Genomic DNA, 26,314 nt, shown 5'->3' with positions numbered 1-26,314 from the left:
AGTTATCATGGCGGATCAGACATTACCTTCGCTACCGAGTTCGATCGATGAGACGATGGCGCTGCTCGGCGCCCACGACTATCTGGCCGGACGCGCGCTCGGCACGGTCCTTTTTCTCGCATTGAAGATGAAGCGGCCGCTCTTTCTCGAGGGCGAGGCCGGGGTCGGCAAGACCGAAATCGCCAAGGTCTTGGCCAAGGCCCTCGACCGGCCGCTGATCCGTCTGCAATGCTATGAGGGGCTTGATGTTTCCTCGGCGGTCTATGAATGGAACTATCCGGCGCAGATGCTGGAAATCCGCCTTGCGGAAGCATCGGGTCTGACGGACCGCGACCGCATCGAAGCTGATATCTTCTCCGAGCGTTATCTCATCCGTCGGCCGGTGCTGCAGGCGCTTTCGGGCGTCGGCGGACGTGCGCCCGTCTTCCTGATCGACGAGCTGGATCGGACCGACGAGGCTTTCGAGGCGTTCCTTCTGGAAGTGCTGTCCGATTTCCAGGTGACGGTGCCGGAACTCGGCACGATCCGCGCCGCCGAACCACCCATCGTCATCATCACCACCAACCGCACGCGCGAAGTGCATGACGCACTGAAGCGGCGCTGTCTCTACCATTGGGTCGATTATCCGCAGGCCGAGCAGGAACTCGAAATCATCCGCCGCAAGGTGCCTGATAGCAACGAAGCGCTCTCGCGCCAGATCGTCGCTTACGTGCAGAAGCTGCGCACGCTCGATCTCTTCAAGAATCCGGGCGTTGCCGAGACGATAGACTGGGCGACCGCTTTGACGGAGCTCGACCGGCTGGCGCTCGATCCCGACACAATTTCGGATACTTTGGGCACATTGTTGAAATACCAGGATGATATCGCTCGCATCCAGGGCGCCGAGGGCAAGCGCGTCCTTGATGAAGTGAAATTGGAGCTGCTTGCAGCAGGTTAAGTCATGAAACCGGGTGGGCAAGATGGCATCATCGCTACGTCGTCACCAACCAGTGACGGGCGCCTCGCCGACAATATCGTGCTGTTCGGCCGAACGCTGCGCAAGGCTGGGCTGAAGATCGGACCGGGCGCTATTGCCGACGCCATCGAGGCGGTCGAGGCGATCGGCATCGGTTCTCGCGAGGAGTTCCATGCGGCCCTGTGTTCGATCTTCGTCAAGCGGCATGAAGATCTTGCCGTGTTCGACGAGGCATTTCGGCTGTTCTGGCGCTCGCGCGATCTCGTTGCGAAGATGATCGCGATGATGTCGCCCGTCGCGCCAGATCATCGGGAGAAGGAAAAGCCGAAGGCCGGTGAGAGCCGGGCGAGCGATGCGCTTTTGGGCGACCGCAATGACCAACGCCCGCAGCGCGAGGCGCCTGACATCGAGATAGATGCGCGATTTACCAGCTCCGGCAGTGAGGTTTTGCGCCATCTGGATTTCGCGCAGATGTCGGCGGCGGAAATTACCGTCGCCAGGAAGGAGCTTGAAAAGCTGCGATTGCCGCTGGACCGCGTGCGGACGCGCCGCTTCGCGCCATCCCGCACGCCGGCCAAGATCGATCCGCGCGCGACGATGCGCTCGGCCCTGCGCACAGGAGGAGCGCTGATCCTGCCGCGCTTTCGGCGACCGAAGGAAATACAGCCGCCGCTTGTGGTGCTCGCCGACATCTCCGGCTCGATGAGCCAGTATACGCGTATCTTCCTGCATTTTCTGCATGTGCTGACAGAGCGGCGCCGGCGCGTGCATACGTTTCTGTTCGGGACGCGACTGACCAATGTGACCAGGGCGATGCGCCACAAAGACCCAGATCAGGCGCTGGACGAATGCGCAGCGGCGGTGCGCGACTGGTCGGGCGGGACAAGGATCGGCGAGACATTGAAGGAATTCAATCTGATATGGGCGCGCCGGGTGCTGGGACAGGGCGCGATCGTGCTTTTGATCACCGATGGGCTCGAGCGCGAAGGTGTGGCATTGCTCGCCGAGGAGACGGATCGTTTGCACCGTTCCTGTCGCCGGCTCATCTGGCTCAATCCGCTGTTGCGTTTCGAGGGTTTCGAGGCGCGGGCCCGTGGTGTAAAAGCCATGCTCCCGCATGTTGACGAATTCCGTCCCGTTCACAATCTATTATCTCTGGCCGATCTCGTATCGGCCCTCACGGCCGGCCGCGCGGACGCCTATGATCCGCGCCGGTTTCTCGGCAAGCAATGAGGCTCCGATGTCAGATATATCCGAAAGTCTGGACCCGCTCGTAATTGCGGAGGAATGGGTGTCGGCAGGTCGCAACGTGGCCATGGCGACCGTTGTCGATACCTGGGGTTCGGCACCACGGCCTTCCGGCAGCCATCTCGTGATCGACGGCGAGGGTAATTTTCATGGTTCCGTTTCCGGCGGCTGCGTCGAAGGCGCCGTTATCACCGAGGCGCTCGACGTCATCGAGACCGGCAAGTCGCGTATGCTGGAGTTCGGCGTTGCCGACGAGACCGCGTGGCGGGTCGGTCTTTCCTGCGGCGGCCGCATCCGTGTCTATGTCGAAAGGCTCGCCTGATGGACCGTCAGATACTGGCGCGGCTGAATGAACTTCGGCGCAAACGGCAGGCGGCGATCCTGATTACGGATCTCTCTGGAGGGCCGGATAGGCTTATCGTCGAAGGCGACGGCCTGGAAGGCGCTTTGGCCGATGCGGCGTCATCGGCGTTTCGCTCGGGCAAGTCGGCAGCGCTCGAGATCGATGGGCAAAGCCTGTTCCTCAACGTCCATCTGCCGCCACCGCGCATCGTTGTCATCGGTGCTGTCCACATCAGCCAGGTTCTGGCGCGGATGGCTGCCCTTGCAGGCTTCGACGTGACGATCATCGATCCGCGTACCGCCTTTGCGACGCCGGAGCGCTTCGAGGCCCTCGATTTGATTGCCGACTGGCCTGTGGATGCGCTGAAGGAGCGGCCGCTCGACAGTTACATGGCGCTGGTCGCCGTGACCCACGATCCGAAGATCGACGACGAGCCGATCGTTCAGGCGCTCAAGACCGGCTGTTTCTACGTGGGCGCGCTCGGCAGTCGCAAAACGCATGCCGGCCGCCTGGAGCGTTTGAAGCGGGAGGGTTTGAGCGAAGTGGAGCTTGCGCGCATCCATGCACCGATCGGACTTCCCATCGGTGCCGCAAGCCCGGCCGAGATCGCGGTCGCCATCCTGGCGGAGATTATCGGCTCCCTTCGCGGGCGCGATGTATCATCGCCAAAGGGCACCCATCCATGATCTTCAGCGAATTTTCGACGATGGAAGCGGAAGGTGCGGTTCTCGCGCATTCCATTCGGCTGTCGGACGGCAGTTTTTCCAAGGGCCACAGGCTTGGTCACGGCGATATAGAGCGTTTGACGGCCGCCGGGATCGAGCGCGTCATTGCCGCGCGCATAGAGCCCGGCGATCTCATGGAGGATGAGGCGGCCGACCGGCTGGCGCGGGCTGTGGCACCCGACCATCTCACCTTCTCCGAGGCGACGACGGGACGGGTGAATGTCTACAGCGCTGTCGATGGCCTGTTCGTTGCAGATCGCGCGGCAGTCGATCGGATCAACAATCTCGATCCGGCCATTACGCTCGCCTGTCTCGCGGACCATGTGCCGGTTCGCACCGGCGACATGGTCGCAACCTTTAAGATCATTCCGCTTGCCGTTTCCGGGGCGAAAGTGGCAGCCGGCGTCGAAATTCTGCGGCGTATGCCGGTTTTCGAGGTCAAGCCGTTTCTGCCGCATGCCGTTTCGTTGGTTGCCACGGAGTTGCCTTCGCTGAAGGCCTCGGTCATGGACAAGACGGCACGGATTTTGTCGCAGCGACTGCAACCCTCCGGCAGCGCGCTGCAGCGAGAGGAGCGCGTTGCTCATCGGGCGGCTGATGTCGCCGACGCGATCTGTCGCGGTCTTTCGGCACGCGACCGGCTACCGAAGCTGGTGATCGTTTTTGGGGCGTCGGCCGTCATCGACGCCGGCGACGTCATTCCCGAAGCGATACGGCTTGCCGGCGGCGAGGTCATCCAGGTCGGCATGCCCGTCGATCCCGGCAATCTTCTGGTGCTCGGGAGAGTTGGGGATGTCCATGTCGTCGGGGCGCCCGGATGCGCGCGCAGCCCGAAGGAGAATGGTTTCGACTGGGTGCTGGATCGCATATTAGCCGGCGAACGACCGACGCCGCAGGATATCACCGGCATGGGCGTGGGAGGGTTGCTTATGGAAATACAGTCACGGCCGCGACCGCGCGAGATTGCCACCAAGCCGTCGTCCGAGATATCGGTTGCCATCGTCCTGCTGGCCGCCGGGAAGGCGAGCCGGATGGGCGAGGGCGGTTCGCACAAGCTGCTGGCGGAATTCGATGGCGTGCCGCTGGTGCGCCGCTCGGCATTAACGGCCATTGCCAGCGGAGCGTCCGATTTGGTCGCCGTCACCGGGCACCGCCGCGATGAGATCGAAGATGCGTTGCGTGGCCTTGCCGTCGAGGCGGTCTTCAATCCGGATTATGCCACCGGCATGGCCAGTTCGCTCGTTGCGGGTATTGGCACGCGGACGGCGCAAAAGGCCGATGGCGTTCTCGTCATGCTGGCCGATATGCCCGGCGTCAACGACGACGATCTGAAGACCTTGATGGCCGCCTTCCGTGGGGCGAACGCCCAAGCGATCGTGCGGGCGGTATCGGGCGGCAAGCGCGGCAATCCCGTCATCCTGCCGAGATCGGTTTTTAATGCCGTGATGCGGCTGGAGGGCGATGTGGGTGCCCGGCATATCATCGAGACATCGGGGCTTCCCGTCATTGACGTGGAGATCGGCGAGGCGGCACATCTCGATGTCGACACGCCCGAGGCCGTTGTCTCGGCGGGCGGGGTTTTGAAGGGGTAGGGAATGGACAATATCGATATCGAGGAGATGTTTCGGTCGCTCGGGCCGATCGCCATCAAACGGATGTTCGGCGGCAAGGGCATCTACCATATGGGGCGCATCCTGGCGCTCGAAGTGGATGATGAGATTCTGCTGAAGGCCGACGAGGTAAGTGCCTCCGAATTCGAGACGGCCGGCGCGCGGCGCTGGGCCTATGAAGGCAAGAAGGGCAAGGCCGTCAACATGCCTTATTGGTCGATACCCGACGACGCTTTCGATGATCCTGATGTCATGGCGCGTTGGGTAAGGCTTGCCTATGAGGCTGCATTGCGCGCGGAAAAATAAGCAGGATTATAAAAAAGCGCCGCACTTGCCGACGAACACCGCCGACCGTGATTATCGTGCTATCCCCAGCGCGCGCAAAAGGCATCGATGTCGCTCGACTGAAAGTCCGCAAGCCGCTGCATGATCGTTTCGAAAGGCCAATCCCACCAGGCGATAGACGCAAGCTTTTCGGCAGTGGCTCGCGTGAACCGCTCGCGAATGAATTTGGCCGGAACGCCGCCGACGACCGTGTAAGGTTCGACGTTTTTGGTGACGACCGCTCCTGCGGCGAGAACAGCGCCGTCCCCCACGACTACGCCCGGCAAGACAATGACGCCATGGCCGATCCAAACGTCGTTACCGATGATGGCGCGGTCTTGCTTGCGTTGCTCGAAGAACAAAACGTCACGCACGGCGTCCGCCGAGTAATATTCTGGACAATAGGTGAAGCGGTGCATGGAGGGGCGATCCATCGGGTGATTGGGCGCGCCGATTCGGACCTCTGCCGCAATAGCGCAGAATTTTCCAATCGTTGCATCACCAACGATGCATCGCGGTCCCAAATAGGAATAATCCCCGAGGTCGACCGTGTGCAAAGATGTGTCCGCCAAGACCTCACAGCACCTGCCAATATTCGAATCTCTGATGCGTGCAGTTTGATGGATCACGGTTTCCGCGATCTTGGGGCGATTTCCTTGTGAGGTCGGCTGCATGGGAGGTCTCCGGATTTCGGCCTGCCTAACCGGAGACGATGAAGGGCATGTGACGCAAGGCTTTGGACGTCAGCGAAAATCTTCCTCGCTCAGATGCGCGATGGTTGCTCTTGCGAAATCTGAAAGCTGAGCCGGTAACTCGTGACGACCGAACCAGCCGAAATCGGAGAGCTTGTCGGGTTCCATCAGGCGAGGTTGGCCGGAAAAGTCCCTGCAGATGTAGATCAGCGAGATCCAGTGCTGGCGGTCAGCCTCGACGATGACTTCTTGCGTGCAGAGATAGTCGATCCTGCCGATCGAAAGGCCGCTTTCCTCTTCCGCTTCGCGGATAGCGGCCCTGGCAGCCGGCTCCATGTGGTCGACCTTGCCGCCGACGATGCTCCAGAAGCCGGCTTCCGGTGCCTTGAGCCGGCGATAGAGCAGAAGCTTGCCGTCCCGCAAGATTGCGAGACCGGTTCCTAGTCCTGGGAAATCGATGCCGGGCTTGCCCATGCGTACATCCCGAGATGTGCGGCTAAATGGGAGCTATCAGGCCTTGGCGCTTGCCACGATGAGCATGAAAGCAGGGATATCGTCACCGAAGCCGACCGGGGTCGGGCCGTCATCATGGTCACGGTAGCGGTTGCGGCGCTCGCGATTGTCATCGTTGGCAGCAGGGAAGGGCCGGTTGTTGTTATTGCGAGAACCGTTGTTGGATTTGTTGTTGTTCTCGGACTTGCGCTCGTTTCTCACGCTTTCAGCCTTTGCTGGTGCTGCTTCGATCACTGCGACGCCATTATCCTCGACGTCGATATCAGATTTATGACTCGAGGCACTCCGGCCCCTGGGGCTGCGATCACGCTCGCGGCCTCTGCCTTTCGGCTCGCGACGGCGAGAAGAACGATTGTCGTCCCCACCTTCTTCGGCCGGCGGCAACGCCGACAGATCGCCGTTCAGCCACTGCACGTCCTCGCCGATCAACTTCTCGATGGCGTCGACATGCTTGGTGTCACGCTTCGTGACGATGGTGAATGCAGCGCCGGAACGACCGGCGCGGCCGGTTCGGCCGATGCGATGGACATAATCTTCCGAATGGATCGGAACATCGAAATTGAAGACATGGCCGACATCGGGAAGATCGAGACCACGTGCCGCGACGTCGGAAGCGACGAGAAGCTGGATCTGGCCGTCGCGGAAGTTCTGCAACATCGTCGTACGCGAGCGCTGATCCATGTCGCCATGCAGGGCGCCGACTGAAAAGCCGTGGCGTTCGAGCGAACGGAAGAGATCAGCCACGTCCTTCTTGCGGTTGCAGAAGATGATGGCGTTCTTGAGATCCGTCTGGGCGCGGATGAGATCGCGCAGCGTGGCGCGCTTCTCGTAGTCCTTGCCATGCGAGGCGACGAAGCGCTGCGTCACCGTCTTGGCCGTCGATGCCGGCTTGGCGACCTCGACACGCTCCGGGTTTTGCAGGAAGCGGTCGGCCAGCTTCTGAATTTCGTTCGGCATCGTGGCCGAGAAGAACAGCGTCTGACGCGTAAACGGAATAAGCTTGGCGATGCGCTCGATATCCGGGATGAAGCCCATATCCAGCATGCGGTCGGCTTCATCGATGACGAAGATCTCGACGGCGCTCATCAGCAGCTTGCCGCGCTCGAAATGGTCGAGCAGGCGGCCAGGCGTGCAGATCAGCACATCGGCGCCGCGTTCCAGCTTGCGATCCTGGTCCTCAAAGGAGACGCCGCCAATCAGCAGGGCGATGTTGAGGCGGTGGTTCTTGCCGTATTTCTCGAAGTTCTCGGCGACCTGCGCCGCGAGCTCGCGCGTCGGTTCCAGAATCAGCGTGCGCGGCATACGCGCACGAGCGCGGCCCTTTTCGAGCAGCGTCAGCATCGGCAACACGAAGGAGGCCGTTTTGCCGGTTCCGGTCTGGGCAATGCCGCAGATGTCGCGGCGCTGAAGCGCAAAGGGGATCGCACCGGCCTGGATCGGAGTCGGTGTCGTGTAACCCGCGTCAGTCACCGCGGAAAGGACTTTTTGGCTCAAGCCAAGGTCAGCAAATGTTGTCAAAGGGAAAACTAATTCCGTCTTGGTTCGGTCGAACACCATGAGTCGACACGCAGGAATGTGCCGCAATGCAGCGCGACATAGAACCAAATACCCGGGAAGTCAAGGAAAGCAGGCGCTTCAACAGACCTGAAGTTCATTCATAACGCAATTTTTGGATTAGCGCCATCTTTGTTGCGCGTTTGTCACAATTCACGCAGCTAAATTGCGCCCAATCCGCTGATGTAACTTGCAAGTTTCGTGCCGGCACCGATGAAATACATGGGGTCTATCGGATGCCCGTTCTCGCGCACTTCATAATGAAGATGCGTTCCCGTCGAACGTCCGGTACTGCCGGCAAGACCGATCGCATCGCCAGCGCCGACCTTGTCGCCAACTTTGACGAGCACCTGCTCCATATGTCCATAGCGGGTGGAGATGCCGTCGCCATGGTCGATCTCGACCATGTTTCCGTAACCACCGGTCCATCCCGCCGAAATCACCTTGCCGGGAGCTGTGGCCCTGATCTTCTCGCCGGGACTGAAATGGAAATCGGTGCCGGTGTGGAGCGCCAATGTGCCGAAGAAGGGGTCCTTGCGGTTGCCGAAGGGGCTGGTGACGAGCTTGCCCGGCGCAGGGTTGCGAAAGGGCAGACTTTCGGCTGCGCCCCGCACCGTCTCCAGATGCGTCAGCGCGCTATCGAGATCAGCCATGGATTGTTCGAACTGATCGACATTTTGCGGTGGGACGTAAGGGCCGCCAACGCCGCCGTCCGCATCCTCGCCGCCGGCGCTCGCGATCTCGTTTGGAACTTTGACCCCGACATTCTGCATGATCGACTGGATCTCGCCCGCGGTTTCGGACGCATCGGCCGTGAGGTTGCGGATTCGCGACAACTGATCCTGTTCGATATGCTTCAGGGACAGCGTTACCTTGGAAAAGACCCGGTCTGCGCGGTCTGCAACTGTTTCCGGGGCAGGGACGTAGGCGAGCGTGGAGTTGTCGGGCGTTGCGTCCGCTGGCTTGCCGCCGAGGAGAAGCTTCTCGATCGCCTTCGGCGTGGTCAGTTGGGCGTGCTCGTTCTTGGGGGTAGCCACACTCGCATCCGGATGCGGGCTCTTGTCCGAGAGGCCGGAGCTTTCCGCCCTGTCGAGCAGAGTGCTGAGCTTGCCGTTGCGTGATGAGAGCTGCTGTTGCTGCTCGATCAGCTTGTCGACCTTTTCTTCCACGACCTGCTGATCGAGAAGCTGGCGGGAGGTGACGCGGTCGACCTGGGCGCGCAGCGCGGCGATACGATCCTCATAGTCGTATTGCATGCGCGCCTGACGCGCCATCGTTGCGCCGATCAAATCGTCGCGAAGAACGAGGTAGGACGTCGCGACGAGATAGCCGATCGAGAAAATCCCGACCAGACAGACGGCAACGGCGGCCATCCATGGGCGCACGGTCATGTGGCGCACCGTATCGCCGCTGGCGAGGATAATGGTATGATGTCGCTGTTGTTTGCCGAAAACCCGGTTCTGAGGCTTTGCTGTCACCGAGAATCTCCCAATCAATGCCTGAGGCACTGGATGGAAGTACACGCCATTATGGTTAACGAATACTTTCCGGGCTGCGGCTAGAAACCGGAAAGTTCTTTTATATTGGCACCTTATGCGCTGCTTGTTGAGGTCAGCGAACGATAGAAGGAAGGTGTCAATCCGGCTTCCGCCCGGGCGATATCGTTGAACGGGGCTTTTAGCGAACCGCGGAAGTTGGCGCGCACCAGTTCCTGGAACGTGCGGGCCGGATCGCGTTTCTCCCGCGCGCATAGGAAACGGAACCATTTGGCGCCGACGGCGACATGGCCTTTTTCGTCGTTGTAGATGACATCGAGAACCGCCGCGCTCTCCAGATCACCGGTTTCGCGCATCTTCGCCTGCAGGGCCGGCGTCACGTCCAGACCCCTGGCTTCGAGGATCAGTGGTACGACGGCAAGACGGGCGGTTAGATCGGTGCGGGTCGCATGAGCCGCCTGCCAAAGGCCGTCATGGGCGGGTAGATCGCCATAGTCGGCACCGAGTTCGCGCAGACGCGCCCGCACCATGCGGAAATGCTTGGCTTCCTCGAAGGCGACCTGCATCCAACCATCGAAGAACGAATTGGGTACCGGACCCGTCGCGAAGCGCGCGACGATATCGAGCGCCAGATCGACGGCATTCAGCTCGATATGGGCGATGGCGTGCAATAGCGCGATGCGGCCCTTGAGCGTATGCAGCGAGCGCTTCTTCATATGCTTGGGTGGTACAAGCTCCGGCTTTTCGGGCCGGCCAGGCCGATCGGCGAGCGGCGGGTCGAGCGGAGACCGCAGAGACAAGGTGCGGGCAAACCAGCGCCTTGCCGATTCCTGGGCAAGCTCGGTCTTGAGATCGAGGTCGGCCGATCGGATGGCGGCAATGGCGCCGCCGCGCAGCGACGTGATCGTTTCGGGACTGCCAGACATGCCGTCAGAGTCCCCTTGCTGCGGCCAGAACGGCTTCGGCGTGTCCTGCGACCTTGACCTTGTCCCATATCCCGGCGATGCGGCCATCGGCACCGATCAGGAAGGTCGAGCGCACGATGCCCATATAGGTGCGGCCATACATGCTCTTTTCCCGCCAGACGCCGTAGGCCGTTGCCATGGTCTTTTCCTCGTCGGAGGCGAGCGGCACGGAAAGCGCGTGTTTCTTGACGAATTTGTCGTGGCTCTTGACGGAGTCCGGCGAGACACCGAGAAGGGCGACGCCGGCTTTGGCGAAGTCGGCGGCAAGCGCCGTGAAGGAAATCGATTCCGTCGTGCAGGCGGTCGTATCGTCCTTGGGATAGAAATAGATCACCAGCGGTTTCCCAGCAAAATCGGCGAGGCGAACGTGATTGCCGCCATCGCGCGGAACATCGAAATCCGGTGCCTTGTCGCTAATGCTGAGCTGAACTGGGATAACTTCCGCCACGGGAAAACCTTTCTTTTGCCGGTTTTTTAGATGACACTTGAGGCAAGCCATATATACTGCCCGCGTGTGCCGTCCAATGGGACGCAGCGTCACCAACAAAATTGTATAAGCGAAAGGCACGCGCAGGAGTGATCCGAGGCGAAAAGGTAACATTCCGCAAAAAGGATCTCGTGTCGCTCGACCATCTGCCGTCCGCTCAGGTCGACGATCCGCTGATCGTGCACGTGCCGGAGCGCGCTCGCCGCAGCCGCTCACATGTTTGGCATGTCTGCCGCATGACGCTGGTTTTCTTTGCATTTCTTGCCATTGTCGCCGGTGCCGTCATCGCGACCATCGAAGGCGGCATTTTCGATGCGCCGCTGTCCCAGAAGGCGCAGACGGCTCTCGATCGCGCCATCGGGCCGCGCTACAAGGCGGAGGTCGGCGCCACGGTGATCCGGTTTACCTCCGACCTGCGGCTGGCGCTCGAGGCACGCGACGTCAATGTCGTGGATCAGGAGAGCGGCAAGCATCTGTCGACGATGTCGATCGTCAACATGGAGCTGGACCCGCTGGCCCTGATCGAGGGCCGGGTGGAGGTGGCAAGCGTTGCGGCGGAGGGCATTGCGCTCGATACCTCGCTCCTGCCGCAGGGCGATCCGGTCGATTGGACCGCCTTGCGCGTCGATGCCTTGCCTAAAGCCCTGAATGCGGCCTTCGACAATCTCGATTTCCTGGAGCATTTCGTGCAGCGCGGCGGCACGAATTCCGTGCGTATTTCCGGCTTTTCGATGAAGCTGGCGCGGCAGGAAGGCGAGCCGATTTCTCTCGTCGTCGACAATCTGACCTTCGAGCGCTCTGCGCCGAATTCTCTGCACCTCTATGGCCAGGTCGCACTCAACGGCTCCGTGGCACTCCTGGATGTGCGGGCGGATCAGAAGGAGGCCGGTCACAGCTCCTCGCTGACGGCCAGGGTATCCAATCTCGATCTCAAGCCGCTGACAATGACCTACGATCCGAACGGTACGCCGCGACAGGGTTTCATGACCTTCGCGGACGTCACGCTTTCGGCTGTCAAGGGCGAGACAGGTGCCGATGCGAAGCTGAGTGCCGCCATCAACGTACAGCCCGGTGTCCTCTATATGGACCATGATGTGCAGCAGCTGACACAGGCCAATATCAACCTCGCCTACAACTTCGATCATCAGACCCTGGAGGTTGCGCCGTCGACAGCGCAGTTCCTGAAGACCATCGTGCCGTTTTCCGGCGCGCTCATCGATCTCGATCGCGTGGATGCCAATGCAGGCAAGGGTTTCGGCATCGACTTCGTGATCAAGAACGGCGCCGCCGCTTCCTCTCTCTCGGAGGAGAAGCCCGTCAGCTTCGATGGTCGCGCCACGGGACGGTTCTTTTCCGCGACCAAGGAATTCCAGTTCGATAATCTCGGCATATCGACGCCGCAGGGCGCGCTTTTCGGCTCTCTGCACATGAAGCTCGGCGACAGTTCGCCGGAGATCAGCTTCGGCGGTCGTGCGGACAAGCTCGACACGACGGTTGTCAAGCAGCTGTGGCCCTTCTGGATGGCTTCAAAACCCAGGGCCTGGGTCGAGGGCAATCTCTTCGGCGGCTCGGTCACCAATGCTGTCATTTCGGTCTTCATTCCGGCCGGGCGGCTGCGGGAAGCGTCGCAGACCGGCAAGCTGCAGCTTGGCAAGAACGAGCTTCATATCGCCTTCGACATCGCGGGGACGCGGATGAATGTTCCCGGCGAAATCCCGCCTTTGCGCGATACCAAGGCCCATTTCGATCTGACCGGCCCGAATATGGCCGTCTCTATCGAGACGGCCACCTCCTATTTCTCGAGCGGGCGTAAGATTACGCTCAGCGATAGCGGCTTCTCGATCCCCGCGACCTACGACAAGCCGTTGATGGCCGATCTCGACCTGACGATAGCGGGCTCCGGCGACGCGATCGGCGAACTTCTGACCTACAAGCCTCTTGAAGTGCTGCAGCGGACCGAGTTCAAGCCGGAGAATTTCAACGGCAAGATCGTCGCCAAGGTCGATGCCAGGATAGGGTTGATCAAGGATCAGCGGCCGCCGCCGCCCGACTGGCAGGCGAAGCTCAGTCTCGACAATGTCGATCTGTTGAAGCCGATGAACAATCGCAAGATCGACAATCTGACCGGCGAGATTTCGGCCGATCCGCAGTCCGTGCATTTGCAAGCCCAGGCCCAGATCGACGGCATTCCCGCCCAGATCGACATGGTCGAGCCGACCGACAGCAAATCCACCGTCAAGCGCGCCCGCGTCATCACCGCGACGTTGACCGATGCGCAGCGCAGCACCGTTCTGCCCGGACTTCGCGACCTGATCGACGGGCCTGTCAAAGTGGAACTGACACGCATCGACGACGATCGCCAGGGCGTCAAGGTCGACCTCGGCAAGGCGGCCCTGACCCTGCCCTGGGTCGGCTGGTCGAAGGGCAGCGGCATTGCGGCAACGGCGCAGTTCGAGGCATCCGGCCCCGACAATCAGACAACGCTCAAGAATTTCACGCTCAAGGGCGATGGATTCGGCGCCAGCGGCGATCTGCTGATTAGCAAGGGGAGCCTTACCTCGGCAAACTTCGACAGCGTGAAGCTCTCCGCGCTCGATGATTTCGCGCTCTCGCTGAAGCGGGGCAAGAGCGGCGGCTACGACGTTGCCGTATCGGGCAATTCAGCCGACATACGCCCGATCCTCGCGCGCCTGAAATCATCAACGTCGGGCGGCCAGCAAAGCTCTGACGGAGACGCTTCCGCGAGCGCGACCGTTCGCGCCAATATCGACAAGGTCATCGGCTTCAATGACGAGACCATGGGCAACGTCAAGGGCGTCTATTCGATCACAGGCGGCAAGACGACGGCCGCTGATTTTTCCGGCGTCACCCGCAGCGGAGAAGCGCTCGTCACTCAGATGAGCAAGGGCAGTAACGGCGTCATCCGTATCACAAGCGGCGATGCCGGCGCGGTTGCACGCTTTACCGACCTCTACAAGCATCTGAAGGGTGGGCTGCTCAATCTGTCGCTGCGCTCGATTGGGCAGGATGATTGGGACGGATCGCTCGATATTCGCAACTTCGCCATCATCGACGACAAGAAGCTCTCGACCATCGTGTCGACACCGAGCGGCAAGAATGGCAAGAGCCTGAATTCGGCGGTGAAGCAGAATATCGACACGCGCTCGCAGAACTTCGAGCGAGGCTTTGCCCGGCTTGTCATGCGTGACGGTGTGTTGTCGGTGGAGAACGGTGTGGTGCGCGGGGCGCAGGTGGGTGCGACCTTCCAGGGAACGCTGAAGGATGCCAACGGCAAGATGGACATGACGGGAACCTTCATGCCCGCCTATGGTTTGAACCGGCTGTTCGCGGAAGTCCCGATCGTCGGCTTCATCCTCGGCAATGGCAGTGATCGCGGTCTCATCGGCATCACCTTCAGGCTGACTGGCACGCTGGAGAAATCGAACCTGCAGATCAATCCTCTCTCGATCATCGCGCCGGGTGTTTTCAGGCAGATATTCGAGTATTGACGCGGCGCGAAACTGAGGCTGCTTCCTTGCCATAACGAAGAGGCTGCAAGGGCGGCTATTTTTCTTCCGCCAATCGCTCGCGTATACGCTCCGGCCCACCGATCATGCGTCGGGCGAACGGTCGATCGGGGTTTACGATGCGCCAAAACGGAGCGGTGCTATTTTGGCTGATCTGCACCAAATGTCGCTGGACAGTGACCGGGCAGCAGGCATCCGCGCCATATTGCTCGGCAAGCGCCTGCCTCATTCCCGCAATATCGGACAATTGCCCCGGGGGCGCTGCCCAGAGGGCGCGGGCAATCATTTCCTCGCTGGGAATCAACATGCTTTGCGTAAGGCTTCGGCCCTTGCGCCTCGTCTTAATCACCGGCAGTTCATCCATAAGTCACCTCTGGAGTTGGGATCTTAACACAGGACGAACGGGCAGGCCGCGATCCGACATTGCAAGTGCAGAAAACTTGTCGAGGTTCGGTCTCGAACTCATAGACCGGTGGCTTTCAAACGTCGCAGTATCGGGCAGAACATTCTGGCGTCGCGTTTCTGTCGACGTTCCAAATGAGCTATGGCACCCTCATAGACATGACCCAAAGCAAATCGTGCCTTGCAAGCTGGACGACTGACAACTGCAATGCAAACGGCATCGACATTCATTATCGGCGAACGGGCGGCGCTTGTCCTCCGCTGGTTGCGCTGCATGGGCTGCTTGGCAGCGGCGCGTGTTTGGCGCCGTTGGCGCGCGTGTTGGAGACCGGCTTTGATGTCGTTTTGCCGGATGCCCGGGGCCATGGAAAATCCAGTGCGCCCGCAAGAGGATATTTGTATGGCGATCTGGCAGGCGACGTCGTCGAGCTCGTGAAGAGATTGAATCTAAGCGCTCCAATATTGCTCGGCCATTCGATGGGAGGCATGACCGCTGCTGTCGCCGCTCGCGAACTTGGGGCAGGGGTTTCGGGCGTCATTCTGATCGATCCAACCTTCATAAGTCCAGAGCGGCAGCGCGAGGTTTTTGAAAGTGATATTGCAGAGGAACAGCGGCGATCACTCGTTTCGAGCAGGGCCGATCTGCTTGACCAGGCGCGCGTTCGACACCCATCTCGGTCGGCGGAGATTTTGGAATGCCTGGTTGACGCAAGGCTTCAGACCAGCATGTCCGCATTTGAGGTGCTCACACCTCCAAATCCTGATTATCGCGAACTTGTGCAAGGCATAAGCGTGCCGATGCTTCTCGTGATCGGAGATAGGGGGATCGTCTCGTTGGATACAGCCCGCGAGCTGCAAAAACTCAATCCCTTGCTTCGATATGAACTGATCACTGACGCTGGTCACGGCCTCCCATACGATCAGCCCGAGCGATTGGGAACGGTGATCATGCCCTTCCTGCGGCTGATGTCCGTCTTCCATGCGGGGGCAGCCTTCGGCAAGTGACCTGAATATGCAGATCAATCCGCTATCGATTGCTGCGCCGAGTGTCTTCAGGCAGGTATTTGAATACTGACAGACAGCTATCGTCGGTCTCGACTGCAACAATTGTAATCTGGAAGCTGTATGCTCTCCTTTTCACCGCCAATATCGTCCGGCGGTATCGATCTTCGGCTGGGTGTAATTCTGTGAGAATGTATCTGTCCTCCTATCGCCTTGGCGATCATGCCGATCGATTGTTCGATCTTATGCGAGGGAAGCGGCGTGTCGGCATCGTTGCCAATGCTCTCGATTTTATTCCCGACGACGCGAGGCAACGATACGAAGCAACCATTTACAGCCCTGCACGGGAAATGTCGGATTTGGGCGCCAGGCCCGAGTATCTTGATCTCAGGGCGTACTTCGGGAAGTCCGATGCCCTGGAGCAGGCGCTGGAGGAAATCGATCTCGTTTGGGTTCTGGGCGGCAATGCTTTTCTTCTTCGTCGCGCCATGAGGCAAAGCGGATTTGACAATCTGATACTGAAGTTCCTTCGGGAAGATGCCATCGTCTACGGCGGATTTAGTGCCGGTGCTGTTGTTGCCACGGCGACGCTGAAAGGAATCGACCTCATGGACGATCCTCACGAACTTGTCGCGGGATACGATCCCACGATTACATGGGAGGGGCTGGGTCTCGTCGATTTCTCCATCGTTCCTCATTACAGATCGGATCATGGAGAAGCCGAGGCGGCGGAAAGGGCAGTCGCCTATTTTGAAGAGCGCTCGCTGCCATTTCGGGCAATTCGCGACGGTGATGCGATCGTGGTTGAAGGTGACACAATTTCCGTACTCTCCAATGCGTCGCGCTGAAAGCGGGATTGCCAGTCCATACGGGGAGGAATTGCCATCGGTAATAAGCAAAAGCCGGCGAGAGGCCCGCCGGCTTTCTACATTCTCATGTGCCGTCTGGCCGCTCAGGCGGCCGGGCGGATCAGGATATGCTTCTTCTTGCCGAGCGACAGCTTGATGATGCCATCGGCGGTGATCTCGCCCGTGCCGATGATCTTGCGCTCATCGCTGACCGCTTCGTCGTTGATGCGCACCGCGCCGCCCTGGACGTGGCGGCGAGCCTCGCCGTTGGAGGCGGCAAGGCCGGCGCGCACGATCAGAGCCAGCAGGCCAATGCCGGCTTCAAGTTCGGAAGCCGGAACATCGATAGACGGCAGGTTTTCGGACAGGCCGCCTTCCTCGAAGGTCTTGCGTGCCGTTTCGGCCGCCTGCTCGGCTGCCGCGCGGCCGTGAAGGATTGCCGTGACTTCGGTCGCGAGGATCTTCTTGACCTCGTTGAGTTCAGAACCGGCAAGCGCCGAGAGCCGCGCGATTTCACCCATCGGCAATGTCGTGAACAGTTTGAGGAAGCGCGGAATGTCGGCATCCTCGGTGTTGCGCCAATACTGCCAGAAATCGTAGACCGGCAGCAGGTCGGCATTCAGCCAGACAGCGCCGGAAGCCGATTTGCCCATCTTGGCACCGGAAGAGGTCGTCAGCAGCGGCGATGTCAGCGCGAACAGCTGCCTCGTCCCCATGCGGTGACCGAGGTCGATGCCGTTGACGATATTGCCCCACTGATCCGAGCCGCCCATCTGCAGACGGCAATCGTAACGCTTGGCCAATTCGACGAAATCGTAGGCCTGCAGGATCATGTAGTTGAATTCGAGGAAAGAAAGCGACTGCTCGCGATCGAGGCGCGTCTTCACACTGTCGAAGGACAGCATGCGGTTGACCGAGAAGTGGCGGCCAACGTCGCGCAGGAATTCGAGGTAGTTGAGCGAGCGCAGCCACTCGGCGTTGTTGATCATCAATGCCGCGTTGCCCGGCTTGTTGTAATCGAGATAGTTCGAGAAGCAGCGCTTGATCGAGGCGATATTGTCCTCGATCATGTCAACGGTCATGAGCTGGCGGGACTCTTCCTTGAAGGAGGGGTCGCCGACCATGCCGGTGCCACCACCCATCAGCGAGATCGGCCGATGACCGGTCGCCTGCATCCAATGCAGCATCATGATCTGAGTGAGGTGGCCGACATGCAGGCTCGATGCCGTCGGGTCATAGCCGATATAGGCCGTCACGGTTTCCTTGGCAAAGAGGTCGTCGAGGCCGGCCTCATCGGAAATCTGATGAATGAAGCCGCGCTCTTGCAGGGTGCGCAGGAAATCGGATTTGAACTCAGCCATGATCTTGGTCTTTCGAGGCCGCATCGACGGAGGAGGCGGCGAAGTCGCTGTTGTGAAAATGTTGCCGGGGGCGTTTAGCACCGATTTACCGACGCGTCATCATTTTGGTGCAGCGGGACATCAAGTTTCGGCCGGCATCGCGGATGGGACAGGAATTGTAAACGCCGCTTTTCAACGTCAAGAGACCGTAACATCGCCGCGAAGCCGCCGGGAATAAGCCGCGCATTCGCCCGAATCAAATCCTAGTCATTTCTTGTTGATCCCGTGCGCGCCACATGTTTCGTGAAAGAAACCGGTATGTCACTTTTGCTTTCGATGATGGGATTGTCATCCAAAAAGACGATCTGGGCATTTTTTGCCATGATTTTGGTTTTGGCCGGTATCGCTGCCGCGAACCCGGCCGAAGCGCAAGGTTCCCCTGAAAAGAGAATAGCGCTCGTCGTGGGCAATGCCGCCTACAAGGTAGGCGCGCTCCCGACACCTGCCAATGATGCCGGCCTGATCGCGCAAACGCTGCAGGCCGCGGGCTTCGATGTGATCGGCGCACGCGACCTCGACCAGAACGGATTGCGCGACGCGATGCGCGACTTTCTGACGAAAGCGAACGCATCAGGCCCTAACACCGTCGTCTTCGTCTATCTGGCGGGCTACGGTGTGCAATATCAGGGCGATAATTATTTCGTGCCAATCGATGCGCAGATCGCCAATGCCACGGATGTCCCCGTCCAGGCGCTCCGCGTGAGCGATTTCACCAAATCGCTGTCCGCCATCAACAACCGCGGCAGTATCGTCGTGCTGGACGCGGCGAGGGCCAATCCCTTCGTGCAGTCCAGTCAGCCGCTGGCCGGCGGCCTGGCGCTGGTTGATCCCGACGCCAACCAGCTGATTGCCTTCAATGCGGCGCCCGGCACGGTCGCCCCGCAGGAGGCCGGTCCGTACGGCTCTTATGCCCATGCGCTGGCGGAGATGATCCGTGTCGGTGGTCTGTCGCTCGACGACGTGTTCGATCGGACGCGCTTGCGTGTCGGCGATCTGACCAAGGGCGCCGAAATCTCTTGGGACGCCTCCAAATTCAAGAACGCATTCAACTTTTTCGATCGCGGTCCCAATGCGCCGGCCGCTCCGGTGTCCACTGTTGATGAGGTGGCAAACCGGACAAAACCGATCCGCGATTTCGACGAGCGGGATGCCTATTTTGCCGCGCTCGATCGCGACACGCTGCAGGGCTATGAGGACTTCCTCGCCGCCTATCCGAACGATTCCATGGTGAGGCGTGTGCGCGCCATCGTTGCCGCCCGCCGCGAGGCGATCACCTGGCGCGAGACCTGGATTGCCGACACGCCGGAGGCCTATTGGTCTTATCTGAGACGCTATCCGCGTGGTCCGCATGTCTGGGATGCACGTCGCCGTCTGGAGCATTTCGAGGCAGCCCTCGAGCCGCCGCCGTCCTTCGCCGTGATCGAATATGACGTGCCGCCGCCACCGCCTCCGGAAATCGTCTATGTCGACCGGCCGGTGCTTTATTTCGATGATGCCGACTTCGGCTATGCGCCGCCGCCGCCCGTCGTCTTCCTGGCGCCGCCGCCACCGGATTTCGTCGTGCTCGCGCCGCCGGTGCTCTCCGTCGATCTCTACGTATTGCCGGCGCCGGTCTTCGTTCCGGTCCCCGAATGGGTCGAGCCGCCGCGCGACATCGCGCCGCCGGAAAACAACATCATCTTCAACAACATCCACAATACGGTCGTGAACAACACGACGGTCATCAACAACAACAATACCGTGGTCAACGAGAATGGGGCTGCGCCCGCGGCACCTGGATTGACGACCGGGCAGAAGCTTGCTGGAGCTGCTGTCATTGCCGGCGCGGGTGCGGCTGCGCTGCATGTTGCCTTGCCGCCTTCGGTACAGAAGAAGGCCGCGGTGCTGCAAAAGCAGAATCCGGCCGCAGCGGCCAAGGCAACGCCTGGAGCGGCTCCGGCGGTGGCGCCCGTCGCCAAGCCGCAGGCCGGCAATGCCACCGCTCACACGCTTCCCGGCGCCAATGGCCAGCCGCTGCCGGCTGGCGGCAAGCTGCCGGGCAATCCCGGGACTGTCCCGGGAAAGCAGGCTCAACCGCCTCAGGCGGCACCCAATGCCGCACATAATCCGGCGGTTGCTGCTCAACCCGCCGGCCAAGGTACAAATGCCAACGCGCATGCGCTTCCCGGTTCGAAGGGGCAGCCGTTGCCGGCTGCCGGCAATACGCCTGCCGTGAAGGGTCAGAACCAGATTGCCAAGACCCCGGCACCGCAGGCAGCGCCGAGTGGTAAACCGAATGCGGTTGTTGCGGCACCGAAACCCAATGCCCACGGCTCGGCTTCGCCGGCCGTCGCCGCCAGGACGCCGGCGAAGCCGAAGGCGGTCAGCAACAACCAAGCTCGGGTGAACAGTCAGCCTCATGTCGCCGCCGCGCCGGCTCGGCGGGCCAATCCGGTTCCTGCGCAGCCCAGACCGGCGCCGCATGTCGTGGCACAGGCGAGGGCGGTCGCGCCGAAGCCGCAAGCTCAACCCAAGCCCCAACCGCAGCCGAAGGTCGTGCAGCAGCAGGTGAAGAGACAACCTCCGCCTCCGCCGCAGAAGCCGCCGGAAAAGAAGAAGTGCGGCGCTCCCGGTCTGCCTGCATGTCACTGACCGATGATATCAAGCGATAATCTGGAGGCCCGCTTCGGCGGGCCTTCGGATTCGGAATTGCCGCTTCATTGCCTTGTTGAAATCAGGCCGAGCGTTTAGCACTGACCCTTCGGTTGCCAATCGGCCCGGCCGCACACCTTGCGGCAAGCTGCAGATCCAATGCGAAAACAGGCAGGCAGATGAGTGACACCATCATACTCGAAACTCCGCGCCTCATTCTGACGATGTGGGGCAAGGGAGATGCGGAAGTGATTCGACAGCTGCATTCGACCATCGACATGACGCGCTATCTTTCCGGCGCCGCCCCTTGGACGCTGGAGAAGGCCGAGGAGCGGTTGAAAAGCTGGTTTGGCGAACAGGCGCGCGACGGCACGACCAAATACAAGATACTGCGGCGCGAGGACGGTCGTTTTATCGGTCGCGCCGGTTTTTCACGCTTTCAGGAAAGCGGTCGCGGCGAATTCGAACTTGGCTATTCCATCGAGAAGAGTGCCTGGGGCAATGGCTATGCAACCGAGATCGCAGGCGCGCTGGCGGACTGGTTCTTCAAACGCGGATTCGCCAATCACTTCATAGCATTCACGCATCCGGAGAACGTCGCATCGCAGCGGGTTCTCCGGAAGATCGGCATGGAATACCATGCGCCGATCGTCATCGACGGCGTTTCAGGTCTCAGTTTCAGAATGTCGCGCTAAGAGGCGAAATCGCTTACCGAATGCGCTTGGCGGCAGGTTCCGGCACCAGTTCGCCGTTGAGGCGACGATCGAGATAATCCTCGCATTCGCCCAGCAGCGTTTCGACCTGACCGTTGAAGAAGTGATTGGCGCCCGACACGATCTTATGCGTGATCAGGATACCCTTCTGGGTCTTCAGCTTCTCGACGAGGCCGTTGACGTCCTTTTCCGGGGCGACCTTGTCCGCGTCGCCGTTGATAATCAGGCCGGACGACGGGCAGGGAGCCAGGAACGAGAAGTCGTAGATGTTCGGCTGCGGCGCGATCGACATGAAGCCTTCGATCTCCGGACGGCGCATCAAAAGCTGCATGCCGATCCAGGCGCCGAAGGAATAGCCGGCAACCCAGCAGCTCTTGGAGTCTGGATGAAGGCTCTGAACCCAGTCGAGGGCCGATGCGGCGTCGGAAAGCTCGCCGGCGCCGTGGTCGAATTCACCCTGACTGCGGCCGATACCGCGGAAATTGAAACGGAGTGTGGTGAAACCGCGCTTCTGGAACATATAGAAAAGCTGGTAGACGACCTGATTGTTCATCGTGCCGCCAAATTGCGGGTGGGGATGAAGGATAATCGCGATCGGGGCGCTTTTTTCCTTGGAGGGCTGATAGCGGCCTTCAAGGCGACCCGCGGGGCCGTTGAAAATTACTTCGGGCATCGATACTCCGGCTCTTCTTTTTCTGCGTTCAAACCTAACGGCACGCAGCAAGTTGACTTGACGAATGCGCTCATCTTTTCTAGAACGCAGTTTAGAACAATTCGAAACTTGATGCGGTGCTCCGCGCGTTGTTTGCGCAACGGCTTGTGGAACGTGTCATAAGGCATGCACGGCTGAAATTTCAAGGAAAATGAGCCGGCGGCCGCAAAGCAAAGTCGCGCAGGAAGAAGATTATGGCGGCAACACGCCTCTATCTCGATTGGAATGCTACCGCACCGCTCCATCCGGCGGCCCGCGAAGCAATGCTGCGTGCGATGGATATTCAAGGCAACCCCAATTCCGTTCATGGGGAAGGTAGGGCGGCGCGCGCATCTGTCGAGGCCGCACGCCGGCAGGTTGCAGGCCTGACGGGCGCGGAACCCGCCCATGTGGTTTTCACCAGCGGCGCCACCGAGGCGGCCAATATGGTGCTGACGCCGGAGTTTCGCATGGGGCGGACGCCGCTTGCCGTCAGCCACCTTTATATATCGGCCATCGAGCATCCGGCCGTGCGCGAAGGCGGCCGGTTCGCCAAGGACAATGTCAGCGAAATACCCGTAACATCGGACGGTACGGTCGATCTCGCTATGCTGGAGGCCGTGCTCGCAGCCCATGACAAGGCCAGCGGCCTGCCGATGGTCGCCGTCATGCTCGCCAACAACGAGACAGGAATTCTTCAGCCCGTCGGCGAAGCGGCAAAGCTGGTTCTGGCCGCGGGCGGCCTCTTTGTGGTCGATGCGGTTCAGGCGGCCGGTCGGGTACCGCTCGATATCAATGCGATCGGCGCGGATTTTCTGATCGTATCGTCGCACAAGATCGGTGGACCCAAAGGAGTGGGTGCGCTTGTTTCGCGCGGCGAAGTGCTGATGCCGAAGCCGCTGATCCACGGCGGGGGCCAGGAAAAGGGCCATCGCTCGGGCACGGAGAACACGCTTGCCATCGTCGGTTTCGGTGCGGCTGCGGCTGCGGCGCTCAATGAGTTCGAAGACCGGAATGCCAGGATCGCAAAGCTGCGTGACCGGCTTGAAGAGGGCATGCGGCAGAGCGCGCCCGATGTCATTATTCATGGCGAGCAAGGTGCGCGCGTACCGAACACCAGCTTCTTCACCCTGCCGGGACTGAAGTCCGAGACCGGACAGATCGCCTTCGATCTCGAAGGTGTCGCGATATCGGCCGGGTCCGCCTGCTCTTCGGGCAAGGTCGGCGAGAGCCATGTGCTCGTGGCGATGGGATGCGACCCGAAACTCGGGGCTCTCCGCATTTCGCTAGGGCCGACCACAACCGAAGCGGATATCGATCGCGCAATCGCCGCGTTTGCCCGTATCGCGGGAAGGCGCAAGCTGGCGGGTGCGGCGGCCTGACGACCACAATTTTGCGGAAACCGAATTTTCCGCTTGCCAATCGGGGTGAAAAGTCCCTTTTGGCCGACTACATAGAGGGCAGACATAAGTCTGCCGTAACGTTGACAAGCTGCCGGACCTTGTATCCGGCAAGATTGGAGAACGAAATGCCTGCAGTCCAGGAAACGGTCGATCAGGTTCGCCAGATCGACGTGGACCAGTACAAGTATGGTTTTGAGACCATCATCGAAATGGACAAGGCTCCGAAAGGCCTGTCCGAGGATATTGTCCGTTTTATTTCCGCCAAGAAGCAAGAGCCGGAATGGATGCTGGAATGGCGTCTGGAGGCTTACCGCCGCTGGCTGACGCTGGAAGAGCCCACCTGGGCTCGCGTCGACTATCCGAAGATCGATTTCAACGACATCCATTACTACGCCGCGCCGAAGAATACCCCCGGCCCGACGTCGCTCGATGAGGTCGACCCGGAACTCTTGAAAGTCTACGAGAAGCTCGGCATTCCCTTGCGCGAGCAGGAGCTCCTTGCCGGCGTCGAGAAGCCGAAGATCGCCGTCGACGCAGTGTTCGATTCCGTTTCGGTCGTCACCACCTTCAAGGAAGAACTGAAGAAGGCCGGCGTGATCTTCATGTCGATCTCGGAAGCGGTTCGCGAGCATCCGGATATCGTGCGCAAGTATCTCGGCTCTGTCGTGCCGACCTCCGACAATTTCTACGCGACGCTGAATTCGGCCGTCTTCACCGACGGTTCCTTTGTCTTCGTGCCGAAGGGCGTTCGGTGCCCGATGGAGCTGTCGACCTACTTCCGCATCAACGAGAAGAACACCGGCCAGTTCGAGCGCACGCTGATTATTGCCGAAGAGGGGGCCTATGTCTCCTATCTCGAAGGCTGCACCGCGCCGCAACGCGACGAAAATCAGTTGCACGCCGCCGTCGTCGAGCTGGTGGCTCTGGATGATGCCGAGATCAAGTATTCGACCGTCCAGAACTGGTATCCAGGCGACAAGAACGGCAAGGGCGGCATCTACAATTTCGTCACCAAGCGTGGCGATTGCCGCGGCCATCGCTCCAAGATCTCCTGGACGCAGGTCGAGACCGGTTCCGCGATCACCTGGAAGTATCCGTCCTGCATCCTGCGCGGCGACGACAGCCGTGGCGAGTTCTACTCGATCGCGGTCTCGAACGGCCATCAGCAGGTCGACAGCGGCACCAAGATGATCCATCTCGGCAAGAACACGTCGAGCCGCATCGTCTCCAAGGGCATCGCCGCCGGCGTGTCGCAGAACACCTATCGCGGCCAGGTCTCGGCGCATCGCCGCGCGACCAACGCCCGCAACTTCACGCAGTGCGACTCGCTTTTGATCGGCGACAAGTGCGGCGCGCATACGGTGCCCTACATCGAGGCGAAAAATTCGACGGCGCAGTTCGAGCACGAGGCGACCACCTCGAAGATTTCCGAAGACCAGCTGTTCTACTGCCTGCAGCGCGGGATACCGACCGAAGAAGCGATCGCGCTGATCGTCAACGGCTTCGTCAAGGAAGTGCTGCAGGAGCTGCCGATGGAATTCGCCGTCGAAGCGCAGAAGCTGATCGGCATCTCACTGGAAGGCAGCGTCGGGTGATGGCGACTGCGGACACGGTCACGCTCTTTCGGCCAGTTGGATTGGAAGAGCTGAAGCTGATCGAAGAGAGCGGCTGGAAGGCCTTCCCGCCACGCCTTCCGGATCAGCCGATCTTCTATCCGGTTACCAATGAAAACTATGCCGCGCAGATTGCGAGGGATTGGAATACCAAGGTCGGCTCGCGCCGCGGTTATGTGACCAGTTTTGATGTAAATGCCGCCTATGCATCACGCTTTGAGCGCAAGATCGTCGGCGGACGAGAGCATGAAGAGCTTTGGGTGCCGGCAGAAGAACTCGATGAATTCAATCGCAATATCGTTGGTGCGATTGTCGTCACGCAAAGTTTTTCGCCGGCAGAAGAGCGGTAAATTTATAGAGACAATCACCGCTGGTTAGATCGCCGATCACCAGGGTGGGACGAAGGAAACGAATATGCTTGAAATCAAGAACCTGCATGCCCGTATCGCCGAAGACGGCACCGAGATCATCCGTGGCCTGAACCTGACGGTGAAGGCAGGCGAAGTTGCCGCCATCATGGGCCCGAACGGCTCCGGCAAGTCGACGCTGTCCTATATCCTTGCCGGCCGTAGCGACTATGAAGTCACCGAGGGCGAGATCCTCTATAATGGTGAGAGCATTCTCGAGCTCGACGCTGCCGAGCGTGCTTCCAAGGGCATCTTCCTAGCCTTCCAGTATCCCGTGGAAATCCCCGGTGTTGCCACCATGCAGTTCCTGAAAGTGGCTCTGAACGAGCAGCGCAAGGCGCGCGGTGAATCCGAATTGACGACGCCGGACTTCCTGCGCCGCGTCAAGGATGCTGCGGCCAAGCTGCAGATCAACATGGACATGCTGAAGCGCCCGCTCAACGTCGGCTTCTCCGGCGGTGAAAAGAAGCGCGCTGAAATCCTGCAGATGGCGCTGTTGCAGCCGCAGCTTTGCGTGCTCGACGAAACCGACTCAGGCCTCGACATCGATGCGCTGAAGATCGTCGCCGATGGCGTCAACGCGCTGCGTTCGCCTGACCGCGCCGTGATCGTCATCACCCACTATCAGCGCCTGCTCGACTATATCGTTCCGGACACCGTTCACGTCCTCTACAAGGGCCAGGTCATCAAGTCCGGCGACAAGACGCTGGCGCATGAACTCGAAGCCAATGGCTATGCCGACATCATCGGAGCTGCAGCCTGATC

General features: G+C 60.3%; 24 protein-coding genes. 15 read left to right on the top strand and 9 right to left on the bottom strand.

Annotation, left to right across the window (positions count from 1 at the left end; genetic code table 11):
* The first annotated feature begins 7 nt into the window (after nt 1-7).
* Genes ACIQWP_RS10940 through ACIQWP_RS10915 form a run of 6 tightly spaced genes read left to right on the top strand, consistent with a single transcriptional unit; the run spans nt 8 to nt 5,187 of the window.
* A complete protein-coding gene (locus tag ACIQWP_RS10940; RefSeq protein ID WP_402786290.1) occupies nt 8-937 on the top strand; it encodes an AAA family ATPase in 930 nt (309 codons plus the stop codon).
* Nucleotides 938-940: 3 nt separating this feature from the next.
* Entirely contained in the window at nt 941-2,188 is a 1,248-nt protein-coding gene (locus ACIQWP_RS10935; protein WP_402786287.1) for a VWA domain-containing protein, read from the top strand.
* A gap of 7 nt (nt 2,189-2,195) precedes the next feature.
* Nucleotides 2,196-2,525 (top strand): XdhC family protein, encoded by a 330-nt coding sequence (locus ACIQWP_RS10930; protein WP_047633158.1) that lies wholly within the window; start codon nt 2,196-2,198, stop codon nt 2,523-2,525.
* Nucleotides 2,525-3,232, top strand: coding sequence for an XdhC family protein (locus tag ACIQWP_RS10925; protein WP_402786283.1), 708 nt, complete (start codon nt 2,525-2,527; stop codon nt 3,230-3,232). The genes ACIQWP_RS10930 and ACIQWP_RS10925 overlap by 1 nt, the downstream gene beginning before the upstream one ends.
* On the top strand, nt 3,229-4,863 hold the full coding sequence (locus tag ACIQWP_RS10920) for an NTP transferase domain-containing protein (RefSeq protein ID WP_402786280.1): 1,635 nt from the start codon (nt 3,229-3,231) through the stop codon (nt 4,861-4,863). The genes ACIQWP_RS10925 and ACIQWP_RS10920 overlap by 4 nt, the downstream gene beginning before the upstream one ends.
* Before the next feature lie 3 nt (nt 4,864-4,866).
* Nucleotides 4,867-5,187 carry a TfoX/Sxy family protein gene (locus ACIQWP_RS10915; RefSeq protein WP_402786277.1) on the top strand — a complete coding sequence of 107 codons (321 nt, stop codon included), beginning with the start codon at nt 4,867-4,869 and terminating at the stop codon, nt 5,185-5,187.
* Nucleotides 5,188-5,246: 59 nt separating this feature from the next.
* On the opposite strand, the gene ACIQWP_RS10910 is transcribed toward ACIQWP_RS10915, so the two are convergent.
* From ACIQWP_RS10910 to ACIQWP_RS10885, 6 genes are all read right to left on the bottom strand, one after another.
* A complete protein-coding gene (locus ACIQWP_RS10910; protein WP_402786274.1) occupies nt 5,247-5,879 on the bottom strand; it encodes a DapH/DapD/GlmU-related protein in 633 nt (210 codons plus the stop codon).
* Between the two features lie 69 nt (nt 5,880-5,948).
* Nucleotides 5,949-6,371, bottom strand: coding sequence for an NUDIX domain-containing protein (locus ACIQWP_RS10905; protein WP_402786271.1), 423 nt, complete (start codon nt 6,369-6,371; stop codon nt 5,949-5,951).
* Nucleotides 6,372-6,407: 36 nt separating this feature from the next.
* The gene (locus ACIQWP_RS10900) at nt 6,408-7,928 is read right to left on the bottom strand and encodes a DEAD/DEAH box helicase (protein ID WP_402786268.1); all 1,521 of its coding nucleotides are present in this window, start codon (nt 7,926-7,928) and stop codon (nt 6,408-6,410) included.
* A gap of 197 nt (nt 7,929-8,125) precedes the next feature.
* Complete coding sequence (locus ACIQWP_RS10895) at nt 8,126-9,442, bottom strand: peptidoglycan DD-metalloendopeptidase family protein (RefSeq protein ID WP_402786265.1); 1,317 nt, start codon at nt 9,440-9,442, stop codon at nt 8,126-8,128.
* A gap of 113 nt (nt 9,443-9,555) precedes the next feature.
* The gene (locus tag ACIQWP_RS10890; protein ID WP_402786262.1) at nt 9,556-10,386 is read right to left on the bottom strand and encodes a ferritin-like domain-containing protein; all 831 of its coding nucleotides are present in this window, start codon (nt 10,384-10,386) and stop codon (nt 9,556-9,558) included.
* Between the two features lie 4 nt (nt 10,387-10,390).
* Nucleotides 10,391-10,873 carry a peroxiredoxin gene (locus tag ACIQWP_RS10885; RefSeq protein WP_402786259.1) on the bottom strand — a complete coding sequence of 161 codons (483 nt, stop codon included), beginning with the start codon at nt 10,871-10,873 and terminating at the stop codon, nt 10,391-10,393.
* A gap of 128 nt (nt 10,874-11,001) precedes the next feature.
* On the opposite strand from ACIQWP_RS10885, the gene ACIQWP_RS10880 reads away from it, so the two are divergent.
* On the top strand, nt 11,002-14,421 hold the full coding sequence (locus tag ACIQWP_RS10880) for a DUF3971 domain-containing protein (RefSeq protein WP_402786256.1): 3,420 nt from the start codon (nt 11,002-11,004) through the stop codon (nt 14,419-14,421).
* A gap of 55 nt (nt 14,422-14,476) precedes the next feature.
* On the opposite strand, the gene ACIQWP_RS10875 is transcribed toward ACIQWP_RS10880, so the two are convergent.
* Nucleotides 14,477-14,803, bottom strand: a complete 327-nt coding sequence (locus tag ACIQWP_RS10875; protein WP_402786253.1) for a hypothetical protein — start codon at nt 14,801-14,803, stop codon at nt 14,477-14,479.
* A 173-nt stretch (nt 14,804-14,976) separates the two neighbouring features.
* Here ACIQWP_RS10875 and ACIQWP_RS10870 point away from each other — a divergent pair, with 173 nt between their 5' ends.
* Complete coding sequence (locus ACIQWP_RS10870; protein WP_402786251.1) at nt 14,977-15,846, top strand: alpha/beta fold hydrolase; 870 nt, start codon at nt 14,977-14,979, stop codon at nt 15,844-15,846.
* Between the two features lie 188 nt (nt 15,847-16,034).
* Complete coding sequence (locus ACIQWP_RS10865) at nt 16,035-16,691, top strand: Type 1 glutamine amidotransferase-like domain-containing protein (RefSeq protein ID WP_402786248.1); 657 nt, start codon at nt 16,035-16,037, stop codon at nt 16,689-16,691.
* A gap of 104 nt (nt 16,692-16,795) precedes the next feature.
* Here the strand turns inward: ACIQWP_RS10865 and tyrS are convergent, their stop codons facing one another.
* Nucleotides 16,796-18,052 (bottom strand): tyrosine--tRNA ligase, encoded by a 1,257-nt coding sequence (gene tyrS, locus ACIQWP_RS10860; RefSeq protein WP_402786245.1) that lies wholly within the window; start codon nt 18,050-18,052, stop codon nt 16,796-16,798.
* 297 nt (nt 18,053-18,349) lie between these two features.
* Between tyrS and ACIQWP_RS10855 the strand changes: the two genes are divergently transcribed.
* Both ACIQWP_RS10855 and ACIQWP_RS10850 read left to right on the top strand, forming a co-directional pair.
* Entirely contained in the window at nt 18,350-20,722 is a 2,373-nt protein-coding gene (locus ACIQWP_RS10855; RefSeq protein WP_402786242.1) for a caspase family protein, read from the top strand.
* A gap of 179 nt (nt 20,723-20,901) precedes the next feature.
* On the top strand, nt 20,902-21,417 hold the full coding sequence (locus ACIQWP_RS10850; protein WP_402786239.1) for a GNAT family N-acetyltransferase: 516 nt from the start codon (nt 20,902-20,904) through the stop codon (nt 21,415-21,417).
* A 13-nt stretch (nt 21,418-21,430) separates the two neighbouring features.
* On the opposite strand, the gene ACIQWP_RS10845 is transcribed toward ACIQWP_RS10850, so the two are convergent.
* Entirely contained in the window at nt 21,431-22,108 is a 678-nt protein-coding gene (locus ACIQWP_RS10845; RefSeq protein WP_112797490.1) for an alpha/beta hydrolase, read from the bottom strand.
* A gap of 233 nt (nt 22,109-22,341) precedes the next feature.
* On the opposite strand from ACIQWP_RS10845, the gene ACIQWP_RS10840 reads away from it, so the two are divergent.
* The 4 genes from ACIQWP_RS10840 to sufC all read left to right on the top strand — a co-directional run bounded on the left by ACIQWP_RS10840 (nt 22,342) and on the right by sufC (nt 26,312).
* Nucleotides 22,342-23,508 (top strand): cysteine desulfurase family protein, encoded by a 1,167-nt coding sequence (locus ACIQWP_RS10840; RefSeq protein WP_402786235.1) that lies wholly within the window; start codon nt 22,342-22,344, stop codon nt 23,506-23,508.
* A gap of 146 nt (nt 23,509-23,654) precedes the next feature.
* Nucleotides 23,655-25,124 carry a Fe-S cluster assembly protein SufB gene (sufB, locus tag ACIQWP_RS10835; protein ID WP_402786232.1) on the top strand — a complete coding sequence of 490 codons (1,470 nt, stop codon included), beginning with the start codon at nt 23,655-23,657 and terminating at the stop codon, nt 25,122-25,124.
* A complete protein-coding gene (locus ACIQWP_RS10830; protein WP_402786229.1) occupies nt 25,124-25,492 on the top strand; it encodes an ADP-ribosylation/crystallin J1 in 369 nt (122 codons plus the stop codon). Before sufB ends, ACIQWP_RS10830 begins: the two co-directional genes overlap by 1 nt.
* A 64-nt stretch (nt 25,493-25,556) precedes the next feature.
* On the top strand, nt 25,557-26,312 hold the full coding sequence (gene sufC, locus ACIQWP_RS10825) for a Fe-S cluster assembly ATPase SufC (protein ID WP_402786226.1): 756 nt from the start codon (nt 25,557-25,559) through the stop codon (nt 26,310-26,312).
* Nucleotides 26,313-26,314: the final 2 nt, after the last annotated feature.

This window comes from Rhizobium sp. NPDC090279 (genome assembly GCF_044769665.1).
Classification (GTDB): domain Bacteria; phylum Pseudomonadota; class Alphaproteobacteria; order Rhizobiales; family Rhizobiaceae; genus Rhizobium.
The sequence above is the reverse complement of the archived record's forward strand: the minus strand, read 5'-3'. Positions and strand labels throughout refer to the sequence as shown.